This is a genomic window from Pseudomonas fulva, from assembly GCF_023517795.1.
Lineage (GTDB): Bacteria > Pseudomonadota > Gammaproteobacteria > Pseudomonadales > Pseudomonadaceae > Aquipseudomonas > Aquipseudomonas fulva_D.
In genome coordinates this window covers 2843727-2857751 of the sequence record NZ_CP082928.1, presented here as the reverse complement: position 1 = coordinate 2857751, position 14025 = coordinate 2843727, and the positions used below count along the sequence as shown (strand labels likewise).

Genomic DNA, 14025 nt, shown 5'->3' with positions numbered 1-14025 from the left:
CGTGAGGGCTCTTTTCTACATCAACACGCCGTGGCGACTTCTGGCAACCCCGCCGACCGTGTTTATAAACGCGAAATTGGCCGCTTTGGGGCGATAGCTGAATTTACGGGTACATCCGCCGGGCATTTCGCCCGTGCGTGCGTTCTGGAGGCTCTCAGGAGGGAGTGCCCATTGCGCGGCTCAGGTACCCCATAGCGATGTTGGTCAACTCGATATCGTCCGCTGCGCTGGTACCCAGAAAGGGGCGCGCCGGGATCTTGATCACATGGGGCCCCATGGTGACCCATTGGGAGAAGTTGCTGCGCCGCTTGCTCACGAACTGCTTGCCGATATCGCCGGACTTGTCCTGCCGGAAGTAGGCCTGCTGGCTGCGAGCTGGCATCTGGATCTCACCGCCAAACTGGTGGATGGCTGCGTAGACCCGGTTGGTGCCGAATACCATCTCGTTACCCGCTACCTGGTAGCGCAGCGTGTTCTTCAAGTAACCATCGAGCACCAGCACCTTGTCGGCGTTCTTTTTCTTGCGCCGCTGGTAGGCCGGGCTCAGCGCTTGCCACGGCGTGCCATCCGGCGCGGTCTGGCTGGCGAAGCGTTGGTCATGGGCAATCATCAGGTACTCGCCCATATCGCGCAGCATCCGCTCCGGGCTGCCTAGAGCTTCGGTCGCATCGCTGATAGCAGCCAGTACAGCTTTGGTCTCAAACTCGATAGTGGCTCCGGCCATTGTCTGCTCCTATACTGGATTTACCCGATCAAGCGAGCAGCCCCTGCCAGGGCCTCCAATCCTACGTTTGCGGTGAACCCGGTGTGGCAGCGCCGGGTTTTTTCTTGAACGGACCATAGGGATATCGGGATGCACATTGAGACTTTGAAGCAGGTATATAGGAATAACGACGTCGTTAGAGCTATATGTGATCACATGGCGCTTCGCGCCAAGAATCAATATGAGACCGGCAGGCAGCGTATCGAGTATTGGCTCGCATCTGACGGTTATGACTTCAAAAGATCTGAAGTGATTGCCGCATTCAGAAGTCTTGAGCAAGCTGAGTGTGGTCGTTACGTAGAGGGGCGCCATGGATGGAAATCTCGATTTGTCTGGGCTGTACAAAGCAAGCTCGTCGCAGATGCTGCTCAAGGGTTAGAAAGCAAAGAGGCTGTCGAGACTGATACAGCGGTAGAGGAAATAACGGATGAGGCAATTGAACACACATATGTTCTCCGGCCCGATCTGACTATCTCCGTCGAGCTACCTGCTGATTTGACGAGATCGGAAGCTCAACGTCTGGCTCAGTTCGTCGGCTCGTTATCGTTCGACGAGTGAGAGCGCCTAAATAGCCGTACGCCCTGGCGTAGCTGTTCGACATACCCGTCGTCCTCAGGCGGAAATGTGGTTACGCCAGTCCAACCGTCGGTGCCCAGCTCAAATACTGCTAATGCCGGCGTAACCTCACCCTCTATCTTGAAGCGCGCCACATAACGACGACGCACCACAGCCTTGCCTATTGCACCGAGCCACTCTAGGCGCACCCAAATTTCATCAGGCACCTTCAGCGCCTGTGCTAGCAGCGGCAGCCACTTACCACGGCCGCGCTTGTTGGCTTTGAGCTCACCACTCTTGCGTTGCAGAAACAACTCCTGGCCGATCACCAAACGTTCACCGAGTACATCCTGAAACACGGCAGGTGAATCCAGCGTTGCACCAAACTCAGCGAGATAGCGCCGTACATAGTCTGCTTCAGTTAGATTAGTTGGTAGCAGACGCTCGGCTGCAAAAGGTTGCGGCGCCGGCAGCGGATCGGTGGCGATGCGATTGGGCAAACCTGGGGCACTAGCCGGGATTAGCTCTTCACTCTCACGCGGTAATGGCACGTGACTTTCCAGGCGTGAGCGACCTGGCACATGCTCGAACCCTGGATCGATGCCCTGTGGCACCTCGACGGTGCGTGGGCCTTGCGGGCTGCGCTGGCCGATGGTGCGTTGTTCCCAAACGATCGTAGGGGCGGTGTCCGGGCCGTTTTTGCTCATGCGCTCCAGGTCGGCCTGGCTCAGGGCCCGCACGCTGCACTGGCAGCCCCAGGCGTTGATCGGGAAATGGTACTGCCACCAGGGATCGTCCCAGCGCAGCACCATGCCGTTCCAGGCTTCGTGCTCTTCCCGGGGAAACTCGACGGCATCGCTGTGCAGGTACTGCCAGTAAGGCCGCTCCTCGCGTACCGCCATGAGCTGCTGATAGCGGCCGGCCATGTAGCTGCTGCGCAGGTTGGTCTCGTAGATCACCCGCGAGCGCCAGTTGCGGCCGCCGTTGTAGCTCCAGCCATGCTTGGCAACGATGCGGTCGAAGTCGCGGCGGAAATCTTCCAGGGTGGTGCCGCCCTCGATCGCACGCTCGACCGCCAGGCGGAAGTCCTGCACCAGGCCATCGCGGTTGGCACCGGCGACCACGAACGCATAGTCGTGCTCGCGGGTGTAGATGTCCGTCCAGGTCTGCGTCGGCAGGTTCAGCTTGCGGCGCAGGAACTCGTTCTGCTCCCGGAATGGTAACGACGTTGCGCTAACGGCCACTGGCGGCCTCCTGCAGGATCTCGTAACGGCCCTGCAAGGCGGCGCTGGCCAGCGCCTGCGCCATGGCCTCGGCGTATTGCTCCACACTCATGTCGGGTAGCAGCGCGGCCAGGCCATCGCGGATCTGCTCCAGGCTTTGCGCCTGCTCGACCATGGCCCGGATATGCTCGATCCATTCGCCAGTGATCGGCTGCAGGCTGTCGTCCAGACGATCGGCTGCAGTGGTTGCGGGTTTCTGTGCGGTGGCCACCGCGCGCGGGAGCACCTCGGCCGTGGGGGCTTCACTCTTTGGCGCAGCAGCTGCAGCTGCCTGCAGGATCTCCTCGCCCTCGTCAGGCTCAGGAATGGCAAGGCGCTCCTGGGCCCACTGACGAGGGATCTTGAAGCCGAGCCCAACCAAGCCCGGCAGAGCCTGCGCGTAGGCTTGCAGATCCTCGGCTTCTTGGATGTCGAACTTCAGCCGCGGGCAGCGCGCCCAAGTGCTGGCGAGGCCGTTGAGTACGGCGATCGGGTAGACCAGGTCACGGCTCAGCGTCTTGGCCACCTGCAGGGCGTCCGAGTCGCGCAAATCCATGCGCACCTCGTTGTGCACGTTGCCCAGGGCATTGGTGCTCGATGCGCCATCTGCCTGGCTGGTCAGCGTGCCGCCCAGGATCGCCTTGCTCTGCGTCTTCTCACACCACTCGATCATCAGCTTGAACGCGGCCGGGTCGCCCTGAGCTGCGTTGAGGAACTCCAGTTCCATGCCCAACGGGATGATGCCGGCGGCGTTGTGGCCCAAGCTGGCCAGAGCGCGCAGCAGGGTCAGTTTCTCTTTCTCGGTGGCGCCGCCTGGGTACTTGCCCACGCGCATCGGGATACCGTAGATCTCCAGGAACTCGGCCAGGTCGCCCACGCTGTAGTTCTTGAACAGGTACGGCCACGCCAGCACGCGGAACAGCGCAGAGCGCTCCAGGGTGCCGCTCTTGGCCTTGTGCACATGGGTCAGCCAGCCGAAAGGCTGCAACGGCTCACCGCCAGCGGCGCCGCGCAGGCGGATCTCCTGGCGGTAACCCTTGGCGATCTGGAACCAGCTCTGCGGCCGGTGGGTGATGGACTTGGGAAGCCAGCTGCCTTCGACGCGCTGCCACTCGATCTCCTGGCAGGCAAAGCCTTTGCCGATCGCATCGGTGGTATCGAACAGCACGTCCTCGAAATCATCGAGCCCTTGCATCAGTTCGTACAGTTCGCTGGTCGCCTTCTTCTCGGCTGCGGTCGGGTTGCTCGGCGGCACGATGTCCCAATTCAGGCCAAGCACCGCGCGGCGGCGCTTGCCCATCTCGGACATGATGTGGCCGTCTTTCTCTTCCATGTCCTCGAACAGCTCGCACTGGCCTACCAGGTCGCCTTGCTCGGCAGCATCCATGATCTGCGCCAGGCGCGACGGTGTGAGCCCACGGGATGGGTGCCCCTGGAACTCGTGGTGCAGGCTGGTGAGGTGCGCTGTCTGCGGCTCGCGCAGTTCGCTGACCTGGAACGGGTTGCCGTCGAGGTCGACGATCCGGGTGTTGGTTACCATGCTGATGACTCCGGCAGGCTCAGGTCTGAGTCGATATCGTCGACGTTGTCGAAGCCGCGGCTGTGGCGCGGCAATGCTGTGAATTCGATGGTGCCGCCTTCCATGAAGCTGGCCCGCACGGCCATGACCAGTGACACGGCGCTATCGCCGTGACGCTTGGCCTTGCTGTCGGTGGACTGCAGATCCTTGGTGCGGCCTTTGTCGATGACAGGCACGCCTTTCTCGACCTTGATCGACAGCAGGTCATCCAGGCGTGTCTGATGCCGGGCGATCTCCAGGTTGAACGCCTCCAGCTCGCCTTTGAGCTTGGGCATCCACAGCGCATACCAGGCGAGGTTCAGTTGCACCTGGTCGACCAGGCCGGCGCCGTAGCGCAGCGCTGCCTGTTCAGCCAGGTACCCACCGTTACCCGTGGCATCGAACGCCAAGCCGGAAAGACGCGGCAGGCGATCACAGATGAAGAACATGATCTGGCGCTGCGCCTCGTAGGTGAGGTTGCGCAGCTCGACCTCGAAGGGCACGCGCTTGCGCAGCATCGGATCGATCTGCAGCGGAGTGAACACAGTCAGGTCGCCGCGGCGTGCGAAGTCTTCACCAAAGGTGTGGCGGTTGCGGTCGCGCAGGCGGGCCAGCTCAGGTGCCAGGTTCTCCTCGCACCACGCCTGGATATCAGCCTCGCGCATGGCGGGCGTCCACTGCTCGAAGCCTTCTGGTGCCTCATAGCGATAGATACGGACCGAGTGGTCATCGACCATCGCCTGCTCGATCAGCACGCGGCTCAGGTAGGCGCCGCCGCTTTTCTTCGGTACGCAGCCGTACTCTTCCTCGGCCGACTCGATGTTGGGGGCGTTCTTGTAGAGTTTGTCCCGCCAAGCCTTCTCGGCCTCGGGCGACCATTCCTGGTTGGTGACGTAGCAGATCCGGCGGTACAGGCCCTGGGCGATCGCATCGTCCAGGGTGATGCGGTGGATGCTGTAGTCCTTGCGGCCTTCGCGGGCGTCCTGGATGTAGGTGTTGAACGCGTTGTCGACACCGTTGTGGGTGCTGATCAGGCGCACCTTGTTGCCCCACATGGTCAGGGCCAGCGCTGCCTTCAGCAGCTCCTCCAGAGATTCATGGAAGGCGGCCTCGTCGATCACCACGTCGCCCTGCAGGCCGCGCAGGTTGCTGGGGCGTGAGCTTAGCGCCTGGATTTTGAAGCCGCTTTTCGGGAAGCGGATCATGTACGCCAGGATCTCTTCCTTCTTGCCTTCGTCCCAGAAGGTCTGCTCGTAAACGTCGGCCTGGGCCAGGTCGTTGAACGCCTTGGCGAACAGCGCGCAGGCGGCGATGTACTCCAGGGCCATCTCCTGCTTGCTGCCGACGTAGAAGGTATTGCAGCCGCCACGGCGGCGAGGCTTGGCTCCATTGATCACGTTACGGCCAGCCTCGGCCCAGGTGAGACCGGTACGGCGGCTCTTCTCGGCGATCATGATCTGGCTGGTGTCGTCGAACCAGCGCTGCTGGTACGGCAGAAACACGCCTTCGGCGGCGGGCTTCGCGTCGGCCATGTCCTGGGGCACGACGACGCCGTGCAGCTCCATCTCGGCAGCGAGATCGATCTTGCGCGGCAGGCTGGTGGCCTTGAGGCTTTTGGCGTTGCTGTCAGTGGCCATGGTCAGGCTTTACCCATCAGCACGCGGCGGATGCGATCTTCGAGCTGCTCGCTCATGCCGTCGGTACCGCGCATTTCTTCCAGACGTTGCTCTTGTTCCTTGAGCTGCTGCTCGCGTGCCTCTTTTGCTACGGCCAGGCGCTCTTTACGGCTGAGCGCACGGGTCTCCTGGGCATATTTCGCTGCACGGGTGAGATCGAGCACGTCGCCGATATCGGTTTCATCCTGGCCAAGGGCGTCATGCGCCGCTCGGGTAGCGAGCGTGGTCACCGCCTGCGCCAGCAATGCCCCGGACTTGTCGTCGAAGTTCTCGCCCAGCTCAGCGACCAGAGCCTGGCTGGCGACCTCGATCTCGCGGTGGCTGCGCATGATCTCGGCGAAGCCCTGGCGATAGCGGTGCAGCGCGGTGCGGCTCGGCGTTGGCTCGTCGGGGAACTGCTCGGCCAGAACATCCTTCATCTCATCGAGAGTCAGGCGGTTCTCGCGCAGCATGCGGTTGATCAGGTCACGAACCTCATCACGCGCCTTTTCGACGCTGCTCTTGCGCGCCATGGTCAGGGTCTCGGCTTGCTGACGCCAGGTACCGAGGAGCGGCCAGCCGCTACATCGCCACCGCGCTCCGTCAGTGTTGCCACCATGACAGAGCCAATATCGTTCACCGACACGAGACCTTGTTCGCTGAGCCATACCAGGTCGCTCTTCACCTGGTCGCGGCTCGGGTTGTGACCGAACTGAGACAGCAGGTTGGAAATGACCGAAGAGTTGGAGCAGTACTGCGGCAGCTCGGAGAGGATGCGCAGCATCACCAGGCGTTGATCCTGGCGGAGAAAGTCGGCGTATTGGTTGCTCATCACTGCACCTTGCTGTTCAGGAGGTAGTCATTCATTCGGTCAAGCGATACGCGCAAAGGGCCAAGCTCTCTGGCAACCCCCTGCATCTCGGCCTTCATGGCCTTCACGTCGCCGGCCAGCTCGGCGAACTGGCGAGCATCGGGCATGTGCAGCAGCTGCTGCTCGAGCGTCACCAGGCGCGTCTCCAGCTCCTGGGCCTTGGCGGCCGAGGCCTTCTGGCGGTTGGTGATCACCGAGAACACCAGCACGGCCACGGTGATGACCCCTTGGCCGATGCGTACAACGTTTTCCCATTCCATCAAGGGGCTTCCTTGCGTGTGTGCAGTTCGAGCAGCTGCGTCAGCTGCGCCAGGTTGTTCTGGGCCCAGAGGCCGTAGTCGGTGATGTGGGCCAGGATGTCAGCCGGGGTAACGCGGCTTTCCAGTAGTTCGGCGTCAGAGCCGGGGGCGGGCCAGGTGCCCGCTGCAGCGCCGGCGGCAGCGGCGCATTCGGCTGGGGCCGGCACAGTGGCTCCGAGGGCGGCGTTGTAGTCGCGCAGCCAGCCGCAAGTGAACACAGCGCGAGGGATAGCAACAGGCGCCGCATCGCGGGCCGGCTTGTAGACGGTCGTGACATTGGGGATTCGCTCCTGCAGTTGCTTGCGGGCTTTGGCCAGTTCGTCCTGGGCGTGCAGCATCAGCGCCTCGGCCTCGTTGGCGCGGGTGACTTGCTGGCGGTACAGCACCAGGTTCTCTTCGGCTACCTGGGCACGTTGATTCGCGTGCTCCTCACGCAGATCGCTCAACGCCTTGTCGCCTATGGCCTTGGCTCGGTCGTAGCCGATGCGATCGCCCGAGCATTGGGCGGCGCCCAGGCTCAGCCACCACAGCAGCATCAGGCCAATCGGCCAGGCTTTGCGCAGCCCATCAACGACGGCGAGCATGGAACCTCCGGCGGTACTTGCGCGCTGGGCGGAGCACCTTCGGCGCTGTGCATTTGCCATGGCGAGGGCGCGGTACCGGTGAGCAATACAGCTCTGGCTCGGTCAGCCAGTTACGGGTCGCAGCAACGACGGGCGCCGTCGCCGCAAACATGCCCAGGGCAAGCGATACGATCAGAATGCGCTTCACAGCTGATACCTCTCAGCACACACGCCGCTGCCCCAGCCGGCGTTGACGTAGACCCGCTCCCAGCGCAGCAGGATGGCGCGGGGGTAGCCGCGGTTCTCGCGAAAGTTGGCTGCCGAGCGCCCCGCATTGAAGCGCTCGACCGAATCGAACCAGACGCGCTGATCGGCACCCTTGGCCGAGGCGAGTTGACGGTCACGATTCACCCACCCTTGGCCACCGTTGTAGCCGGCCAGGGCGAAGGCCCAGCGATCACACTCGCTGGCAGCGGTCTGGTTTCGTGCGTAGAGCCAACGATCGTAGGTGACCATGGCTCGCAGGGCCCAGCCCGGGTTGTAGGGTTGATTGGCACCCAGCGTTGCCGGGTACAACTCAGCCATCCAGGCGCTGGTACCGGGCATGAACTGCGCCAGGCCCTGGGCGCCGGCATGGCTCTTGGCATTGGCGCGCCAGGCGGACTCCTGGTGCACCTGGGCCGCGAAGGTGGCCACCGGCGCGTCCAGCCCCCACTCGGCATGAGCCGCGCGCACCAGGATGCGGCGGTACTGCTCGGCGTCGCGCGGGATCGCGTCCGCCTGGGCCAGCTGGCAGGCGATCAGCGCGGCGGCGCAGACCAGCGCAATGAGGCCGCGCATCACAGGCCCATCGTCAGGCCGAGCACGGCGGCCAGCACGATGAGCGATCGGCGCATGAATGCGGCGGCCATCAGCACATGGTTGGCGCACTGCTCAGGGCGGGAGTTGGGGAACATGGCGCGGTCAAGCCAGAACGCGATCACCGCGCCGAGCACGACCAGGAGAACCTTGTAGAGCACAACCTGCAACTGCTCAGGGCGAATGAACGCGAGCATGAACAGCAGGCAGACAGCGACAGTGGTCACCAGCGTCATGCGAGGCACGCGCCGGGAGGGAACAGAGCGAGACATGGGACTCTCCGCGTGGGTGGCCATCCCTGGCCGGTCGATGGTCAGTCCTGCAAAGCAGGCAGGACGATCATCGACTCACGCGCGCGCGGAGTAATTTGGACGGGGCAAAAACTATCAGTTGGAACGCGAGTTTGGGTCGCTCAGTAGATCCAAATCTTGGGATCGGCGCCCAGAATAACTTTCTTTATCGCAATCACCCCGATCAATTGGCCTGTCGCAGATAGGAAAATTGTAGGGATACGGCATTCACCATATTTCGTGATTAGCAAGCCGAGAGACGGCGCTTGGGCGATTATCTCTTCCCGATTCTTTGGTAAGAAATCATAGTTCTTACATAGGTTCTCAAAGAGCTGGTCGGCATCTGCTATGAGATTAATCGTTAATAAACCCAAGCTGGACATGTAGTGCTTATTGGCATCAGACAGGTCAAACCCTGCCGCGAATACAGGCATCAGTTTCGCTGCGATGTTGTCTAACGCTTCCAGGCTATAAATGGCGTTGTGCCTGACACTTTTCATGTAGTGAACCCAGGCCAAAAAGCTCACTTGTGCAGCACTGAGCCGAGGAAGTGCCTCTAGTGCACCCTCATAAACAAGGGACATGAGATCGTCATCCGAGGCTTCCAGCCTTTTGACAACCATCTCAGCCAAGATACCGAGATCTATTTTCTTGCCCTTGAGGGCTCCGTCATTCAAAGCACGACTAAAGCACGCCTGCGCATCGGGCTGAGCAAACGCCTCCTGACTTACCTTGCCAGACGATGCCAGTTTTTCAGCAAACTCATTCAAGAAGCTGGCTGCATTCGCTCTGGCTATATTTGCCGCCTCGTCTCTTAGAGCAGGCAAATTTTTCTCCAGAAAAATCTGTGTGAGCTCCTTGACGTCTGACATTTTCAATCCGTAATTGACGGTAACGTCCCGCCCAGCCTGAGCGGCTACCGCAACATCCTTCGCGTCTTGCTGCTGCTTCCCAAGCATTATTTCTCTTCCTTTTTCACATTCACTGTCAGGTCCCGCCCAGCCTGATGACCGTCACCGCCGATTACAGTTTGTTGCTGTTGCGGGGGACTCCTTCGACGCCAAATCAAGCCAACGATCGCGGTGGCTATGACTACGCCAATCCCAGAAAAAAACCATTGATAATGCGTTTCTAGAAACGACCAAACTGCGTTCATTCAACTACTGCCTTGCAGGTAGGGCACAACTTAACGTGGCGTCCGTCCAGGCGGTTGCCGCAGTCGGAGCAGCGGAAAATCTTGGATAAATTGCTGCCGATTACCAATAGTGCAACGCCAATAACCCCACCCACTAAAAGACCGGTATCACCGTAGTAAATCGCGCCAGCAGCTACTGCCACGCCCCCCACCAACTGGACGAGTGCACCGACTCCTGCGAACTGGGTTTTGCTAACACACTTAGCCATCGTGATAGTTCCTTTATCAGTATCTGATTCAACGCCTGCGCTTACGAAGCTCTGCCTGAATGTCATCGACAATTGCTTGGCAATCTTGAATGTGCCTTCCCTCGACTCTACGAATGATCAAAAGCCACAACATCAGGGGCACCATGACACCAAGAGCGATGAATGGAAGCATCGGGTAGGTACCGGCGATGGTGAGCATTGGCAAAGTTCCTGAGAAAACTCCCCAAGCGATACCGATACCAATAGCAAGGATGAGAACGCACGGAATATTGAGCCAGTACGCGCGATGCCCACTCCATAACTGAGCTTTCCAATGATTCAAATGTCGTCTTAGATCGGCCGGCTCAAGATCAGACCACTGAGGTTCTCGGGCCGCAGAGTTCACTACGATCTGAGTACCTCCCACAGAGATGTTTCCTCTGTTGCTGCCACCTACCGTGATTGAGATCTCGCGCTCCTTACCGTCCTTTGGCAAAGAATCAATTTCCTTACCGAGCTTTTCGGCGAGCGCAATCAGATCATCATCCTTCATTACCGCTCCTTGCTGCGCACTGCGCTATCAACTGCAAAGACCCTCAGCGCTCTGCACTGCAGGGCTCTCCCTTACCGGTTTACCACCAGCTTCAAGATTCGATCGACCTTGGGTTCGTCTAGGGTTACCTCATCTGCGAGCACGTTGTAGACCTCGGCGGCCATAGAAACTAGGCGCCTAGCAGGCCATTGCTTACCGACCTTTGAGGCAGAAGCCTCAAGCAGCTCGACGATACGCTCCAGCCTCTGAGTATCTATCACCCCAATCGTCGTGGGACCCGCAACGGCCGGCTCAATCGATTCGGGCCTCACCAATCGCTCCCCGGTCAGCACATACAGCACATCGACATTGGCAGCAGCTATAGCCGCCAAGTAACCCGCATCAGGGTGCCTGTCATCCTTTTCGTAATTGATCTGGGCGCGCTTCTGCACGCCGCCAAGCTCTGCGAACGCTGTCTGGCTCAAATCAAGCCGATCACGCTCTTCACGAAGCCGCTCACCAATTGTGCTCAAACGGACACCTTTTAGTTGACAGGTGCACGTACGTGCACCAATATCAGCCCAACAAAACACAAACATCATTCAGCAACCAGCAAGGAGCCACCGCCATGGCTGCCCCGAAGGCACTGACCCCTGACCAGGTCAAACAGCGCTTCCGCCAACGCGGAATCACCATCACCCAATGGGCCGACCAGCACGGCTACAAGCGCAACGCTGTGTACCGCGTGCTCAACGGCTTCGACAAAGCCAACTACGGCAAGGCCCACGACATTGCCGTCGCGCTGGGCTTGAAGCTGCCCGAGCTGGCCGCCGCCTGATCTACCTACCCAGCAAAGCGAGGGACTCCGCTATGCGCCCACAGCTCCGCCTTGAAGAGATCACACTGATGCCGCACCCGCTCGACCACTGGCGCCTGGCGCTCGATCAACTGATCGCGATCGCCCCAGGCACACCGGCAGATGTATGCCTGCACCTCCAGGACGCCACCCGCGGCCAGCGCAGCAAGCCCGTCATCAGCGTGCACTCCAGCCGTGCGCTCAAGCAGCTGCTGATCCTGGCTGCTGCGCAGCTGCACGGTGCTGCCGCGCCAGAGCCAGCTGATCACACAGCCAGCCCATCGTCTGCACAGCCTCGGCCTCAAACGGAGCCCCAGGCCAGCGCAGATCCCGTAGCTGCTCAGGCTGAAAGCCACTCTCTATCTCGGCAACAGCTGCCAGGCGAAGCGCCAATTGAGCAAGCGCATTCACCTGTGCCTCAAGCCTCTGAATCTGGTCGGTCATAGCCATGTCCCGGTTTGTCAATTTACAGCAAAAGGCTCGCAGTTTTGTAACGGCGTTGCCCATGGGCATAAAGCCTATTTGTTTGGCGATGCTGCAAAAGCGGGCTTTCCAATGAGCCGCCGCCGCTGGAAACGCCAGCAGCCGAACTCGTTGCGCCATGCCCTGGAGCTCTGCAAGGAGTACGCACGCGAGATGCGCAACCTCTCGGTGGAGCGCATTGCAGAGCGCATGGGCGTGGCTGACCACTGGACGCTCTACAAGTGGATCAGCTCGGGCCGCATGCCCGCCGTGATGATCCCGGCCTATGAGGCGGCCTGCGGCATCAGCTACGTGACCCAGTGGATGGGCGCGGCAGCCGGCAAGCTGCTGATCGACGTGCCCACCGGCCGCAAAGCCAATACCCATGAATTGAATTCCCTGCAGGGCGAGCTGACCGGCGCCATGACGGCGCTGCTCGCCTTCCACGATGGCAAGCAGGACGCCGAGTCGACCCTGGCCGCCGTGCGCACCGCCATGGAGGGCCTCGGCTGGCACCACGGCAACGTCGCCCAGCACGCCCAACCCCAGCTCGAACTTGGAGGTAACGATGAGTAACCCACGCACCAGCGACAGCGCGGCGCGCGCCCTGCGCGTGCTCAAGGCCTTGAAGGGCAAAACCTTGGAAGGCGTGAGCAACAGCGACCTGGCCAAGAACCTCAGCGAGAGCCCTGCCAACATCAACCGCGCCATGAACACCCTGATCGCCGAGGGCCTGGCCATGAAGCTGGACAACGGCCGCTTCGCCCCCTCGATCGCACTGCTGCAAATCGCCCAGGCCCACGCCAACGAGATGGATCGCATGCAGGGCCGCCTCGCTGAAATCAACCAACGCGTGCTGGCCGGATCCCGGCACTGATCACAACCAGGAGCAACCCATGAACTACTCGAAAATTGCAGCACTGATCTTGGACGGCGAGCAGAAGCGTAGCGAGCCATTCCACCAGGGCCTCGCCGCCGTTCTGCAGAACCGCGTCGACCTGACGCCGGTCACCAGCCCTTACGCGCAGGGCACCACCGACGATGACGCCTTCTTCGCGGGCCGCATGCGCGGGCATAACGAGTTCTGCAACCTGCTCAAGGAAGTGCGCGGCAACCACGACAAGGCCGTCGAGCGCCTGCGCACCTTCGCTGATGGTCGGAGGGTTGCCTGATGGCTCGCAAGGCATCCGCAGCAGCGGAACTCGTCCCTGACGCCCAGGTTGATGAGGGCGCCCTGGCTCTCGTCCAGAACATGGGCGCGGTCGCCCAGGGCCTGCAAGAGGAACGCGACCTGGTAAACCAACTGCTGGGCCAGGCGCAGATGGCTGGGGCATTCGAGGAGTTTTCCCGAACGGTTCGGACTTCGAAGCTCGCCTACGTCAAAGAAAACAAGCTTTACAAGGCCATCGCGGGCAAGAAAAGTCCGAACGGTTCGGAACTGAAAGGGACTTGGGGAGAGTTCTGCGAGCTACTCGGCGTTTCGGTGGACAAGGCCGATCTGGACATCTCCAACCTTCGCGCCTTCGGCGAGGAAGCGCTGGAATCCATGACCCGCATGGGTATCGGCTACCGCGAAATGCGCCAATGGCGCCGCCTGCCGGATGACGCCCGCAGCGCCCTGATCGAGGCTTCCAAGCAGGGCAACCTCGAAGCGGTGCAGTACCTGGCCGAGGAGCTGATCCACACCCACTCCAAGGAAAAGGCCGACCTGCAGAAAAAGCTCGAAGACACCCAGGCCGACTATGACGCCCAGGGCGGCGTGCTGACCAAGAAGAACGCCGAGCTGGATCGCACACGCCAGGAGCTGGAGAAGGCCAAGCGCCGCATCCTGACGCTCAGCGCCGACGACACCGCCAAGGAGCTGCGCCAGGAAGTGGTCGGCATCGCCTTCGAGGCCGAGGCGGACATCACCGGCAAGCTGCGTGAGGCGTTCAACACCCTGGGCAAGCACGCAGAGGAAACCGGTACCGACCACCGCCAGTTCCAGGCCAGCCTGATCACCCACCTGGAAAACCTGCTGGCCAACATGCGCGCCGAGTTCGAGTTGCCGACCGCCCTGGACGGCGCCGAAGACTTCGGCTGGATCAAAGAAGCCCAGCACCAGCAGGACGCCTGAGC

General features: G+C 61.1%; 19 protein-coding genes and 1 pseudogene. 6 read left to right on the top strand and 14 right to left on the bottom strand.

The genetic code is table 11. The features are described from left to right. Window positions 1–154 precede the first annotated feature (154 nt). The gene (locus tag K8U54_RS12935) at window positions 155–724 is read right to left on the bottom strand and encodes a phage virion morphogenesis protein (protein ID WP_249906246.1); all 570 of its coding nucleotides are present in this window, start codon (window positions 722–724) and stop codon (window positions 155–157) included. Window positions 725–853: 129 nt separating this feature from the next. Here K8U54_RS12935 and K8U54_RS12930 point away from each other — a divergent pair, with 129 nt between their 5' ends. Then, window positions 854–1321 (top strand): hypothetical protein, encoded by a 468-nt coding sequence (locus K8U54_RS12930; RefSeq protein WP_249906245.1) that lies wholly within the window; start codon window positions 854–856, stop codon window positions 1319–1321. Here K8U54_RS12930 and K8U54_RS12925 read toward each other — a convergent pair. The 12 genes and pseudogenes from K8U54_RS12925 to K8U54_RS25340 form a co-directional block, all read right to left on the bottom strand. After that, window positions 1288–2562: a PBECR2 nuclease fold domain-containing protein gene (locus K8U54_RS12925; RefSeq protein WP_249906244.1), complete on the bottom strand. Its 1275-nt coding sequence runs from the start codon at window positions 2560–2562 to the stop codon at window positions 1288–1290. The two genes, K8U54_RS12930 and K8U54_RS12925, sit on opposite strands and share 34 nt — an antisense overlap. Beyond that, window positions 2552–4120, bottom strand: coding sequence for a DUF935 domain-containing protein (locus tag K8U54_RS12920; protein WP_249906243.1), 1569 nt, complete (start codon window positions 4118–4120; stop codon window positions 2552–2554). Before K8U54_RS12920 ends, K8U54_RS12925 begins: the two co-directional genes overlap by 11 nt. Continuing rightward, on the bottom strand, window positions 4114–5775 hold the full coding sequence (locus tag K8U54_RS12915) for a hypothetical protein (RefSeq protein WP_249906242.1): 1662 nt from the start codon (window positions 5773–5775) through the stop codon (window positions 4114–4116). The genes K8U54_RS12920 and K8U54_RS12915 overlap by 7 nt, the downstream gene beginning before the upstream one ends. A gap of 2 nt (window positions 5776–5777) precedes the next feature. Beyond that, window positions 5778–6326 carry a phage protein Gp27 family protein gene (locus tag K8U54_RS12910; RefSeq protein ID WP_249906241.1) on the bottom strand — a complete coding sequence of 183 codons (549 nt, stop codon included), beginning with the start codon at window positions 6324–6326 and terminating at the stop codon, window positions 5778–5780. A gap of 2 nt (window positions 6327–6328) precedes the next feature. Further along, window positions 6329–6625, bottom strand: coding sequence for a VpaChn25_0724 family phage protein (locus tag K8U54_RS12905; protein WP_249906240.1), 297 nt, complete (start codon window positions 6623–6625; stop codon window positions 6329–6331). Next, a complete protein-coding gene (locus K8U54_RS12900) occupies window positions 6625–6924 on the bottom strand; it encodes a DUF2730 family protein (RefSeq protein WP_249906239.1) in 300 nt (99 codons plus the stop codon). Before K8U54_RS12900 ends, K8U54_RS12905 begins: the two co-directional genes overlap by 1 nt. Further along, complete coding sequence (locus tag K8U54_RS12895) at window positions 6924–7547, bottom strand: lysis protein (protein ID WP_249906238.1); 624 nt, start codon at window positions 7545–7547, stop codon at window positions 6924–6926. Before K8U54_RS12895 ends, K8U54_RS12900 begins: the two co-directional genes overlap by 1 nt. A gap of 183 nt (window positions 7548–7730) precedes the next feature. Further along, the gene (locus tag K8U54_RS12890) at window positions 7731–8366 is read right to left on the bottom strand and encodes a transglycosylase SLT domain-containing protein (RefSeq protein WP_249906237.1); all 636 of its coding nucleotides are present in this window, start codon (window positions 8364–8366) and stop codon (window positions 7731–7733) included. Continuing rightward, on the bottom strand, window positions 8366–8620 hold the full coding sequence (locus tag K8U54_RS12885; protein WP_249906236.1) for a putative holin: 255 nt from the start codon (window positions 8618–8620) through the stop codon (window positions 8366–8368). Before K8U54_RS12885 ends, K8U54_RS12890 begins: the two co-directional genes overlap by 1 nt. Before the next feature lie 176 nt (window positions 8621–8796). Then, window positions 8797–9633, bottom strand: coding sequence for an LPO_1073/Vpar_1526 family protein (locus K8U54_RS12880; RefSeq protein WP_249906235.1), 837 nt, complete (start codon window positions 9631–9633; stop codon window positions 8797–8799). A gap of 473 nt (window positions 9634–10106) precedes the next feature. Continuing rightward, the gene (locus K8U54_RS12875) at window positions 10107–10610 is read right to left on the bottom strand and encodes a hypothetical protein (RefSeq protein ID WP_249906234.1); all 504 of its coding nucleotides are present in this window, start codon (window positions 10608–10610) and stop codon (window positions 10107–10109) included. A 302-nt stretch (window positions 10611–10912) separates the two neighbouring features. Then, window positions 10913–11122, bottom strand: a pseudogene (locus tag K8U54_RS25340) (helix-turn-helix domain-containing protein); the annotation flags it as partial. A gap of 95 nt (window positions 11123–11217) precedes the next feature. Here K8U54_RS25340 and K8U54_RS12865 point away from each other — a divergent pair. Next, window positions 11218–11427: a DNA-binding protein gene (locus K8U54_RS12865; protein WP_249906232.1), complete on the top strand. Its 210-nt coding sequence runs from the start codon at window positions 11218–11220 to the stop codon at window positions 11425–11427. Between the two features lie 5 nt (window positions 11428–11432). On the opposite strand, the gene K8U54_RS12860 is transcribed toward K8U54_RS12865, so the two are convergent. Next, window positions 11433–11714, bottom strand: a complete 282-nt coding sequence (locus K8U54_RS12860) for a hypothetical protein (RefSeq protein ID WP_249906231.1) — start codon at window positions 11712–11714, stop codon at window positions 11433–11435. Between the two features lie 286 nt (window positions 11715–12000). Here K8U54_RS12860 and K8U54_RS12855 point away from each other — a divergent pair, with 286 nt between their 5' ends. Genes K8U54_RS12855 through K8U54_RS12840 form a run of 4 tightly spaced genes read left to right on the top strand, consistent with a single transcriptional unit; the run spans window position 12001 to window position 14023 of the window. Continuing rightward, window positions 12001–12483, top strand: coding sequence for a hypothetical protein (locus K8U54_RS12855; protein ID WP_249906230.1), 483 nt, complete (start codon window positions 12001–12003; stop codon window positions 12481–12483). Next, complete coding sequence (locus K8U54_RS12850) at window positions 12476–12784, top strand: helix-turn-helix domain-containing protein (RefSeq protein WP_249906229.1); 309 nt, start codon at window positions 12476–12478, stop codon at window positions 12782–12784. The genes K8U54_RS12855 and K8U54_RS12850 overlap by 8 nt, the downstream gene beginning before the upstream one ends. 19 nt (window positions 12785–12803) lie before the next feature. Continuing rightward, window positions 12804–13079 (top strand): hypothetical protein, encoded by a 276-nt coding sequence (locus K8U54_RS12845; RefSeq protein WP_249906228.1) that lies wholly within the window; start codon window positions 12804–12806, stop codon window positions 13077–13079. Next, window positions 13079–14023, top strand: coding sequence for a hypothetical protein (locus K8U54_RS12840; RefSeq protein ID WP_249906227.1), 945 nt, complete (start codon window positions 13079–13081; stop codon window positions 14021–14023). The genes K8U54_RS12845 and K8U54_RS12840 overlap by 1 nt, the downstream gene beginning before the upstream one ends. Window positions 14024–14025: the final 2 nt, after the last annotated feature.

Excerpts from the sequence above, each read along its gene's own strand:
- K8U54_RS12930 (WP_249906245.1), top strand. The coding sequence starts at position 854 with ATGCACATTGAGACTTTGAAGCAGGTATATAGGAATAACGACGTCGTT.
- K8U54_RS12865 (WP_249906232.1), top strand. The coding sequence starts at position 11,218 with ATGGCTGCCCCGAAGGCACTGACCCCTGACCAGGTCAAACAGCGCTTC.
- K8U54_RS12840 (WP_249906227.1), top strand. The coding sequence starts at position 13,079 with ATGGCTCGCAAGGCATCCGCAGCAGCGGAACTCGTCCCTGACGCCCAG.
- K8U54_RS12895 (WP_249906238.1), bottom strand. The coding sequence starts at position 7,547 with ATGCTCGCCGTCGTTGATGGGCTGCGCAAAGCCTGGCCGATTGGCCTG.
- K8U54_RS12845 (WP_249906228.1), top strand. The coding sequence starts at position 12,804 with ATGAACTACTCGAAAATTGCAGCACTGATCTTGGACGGCGAGCAGAAG.
- K8U54_RS12850 (WP_249906229.1), top strand. The coding sequence starts at position 12,476 with ATGAGTAACCCACGCACCAGCGACAGCGCGGCGCGCGCCCTGCGCGTG.
- K8U54_RS12875 (WP_249906234.1), bottom strand. The coding sequence starts at position 10,610 with ATGAAGGATGATGATCTGATTGCGCTCGCCGAAAAGCTCGGTAAGGAA.
- K8U54_RS12905 (WP_249906240.1), bottom strand. The coding sequence starts at position 6,625 with ATGAGCAACCAATACGCCGACTTTCTCCGCCAGGATCAACGCCTGGTG.
- K8U54_RS12915 (WP_249906242.1), bottom strand. The coding sequence starts at position 5,775 with ATGGCCACTGACAGCAACGCCAAAAGCCTCAAGGCCACCAGCCTGCCG.
- K8U54_RS12910 (WP_249906241.1), bottom strand. The coding sequence starts at position 6,326 with ATGGCGCGCAAGAGCAGCGTCGAAAAGGCGCGTGATGAGGTTCGTGAC.
- K8U54_RS12900 (WP_249906239.1), bottom strand. The coding sequence starts at position 6,924 with ATGGAATGGGAAAACGTTGTACGCATCGGCCAAGGGGTCATCACCGTG.
- K8U54_RS12935 (WP_249906246.1), bottom strand. The coding sequence starts at position 724 with ATGGCCGGAGCCACTATCGAGTTTGAGACCAAAGCTGTACTGGCTGCT.
- K8U54_RS12855 (WP_249906230.1), top strand. The coding sequence starts at position 12,001 with ATGAGCCGCCGCCGCTGGAAACGCCAGCAGCCGAACTCGTTGCGCCAT.
- K8U54_RS12885 (WP_249906236.1), bottom strand. The coding sequence starts at position 8,620 with ATGACGCTGGTGACCACTGTCGCTGTCTGCCTGCTGTTCATGCTCGCG.
- K8U54_RS12880 (WP_249906235.1), bottom strand. The coding sequence starts at position 9,633 with ATGCTTGGGAAGCAGCAGCAAGACGCGAAGGATGTTGCGGTAGCCGCT.
- K8U54_RS12920 (WP_249906243.1), bottom strand. The coding sequence starts at position 4,120 with ATGGTAACCAACACCCGGATCGTCGACCTCGACGGCAACCCGTTCCAG.
- K8U54_RS12890 (WP_249906237.1), bottom strand. The coding sequence starts at position 8,366 with ATGCGCGGCCTCATTGCGCTGGTCTGCGCCGCCGCGCTGATCGCCTGC.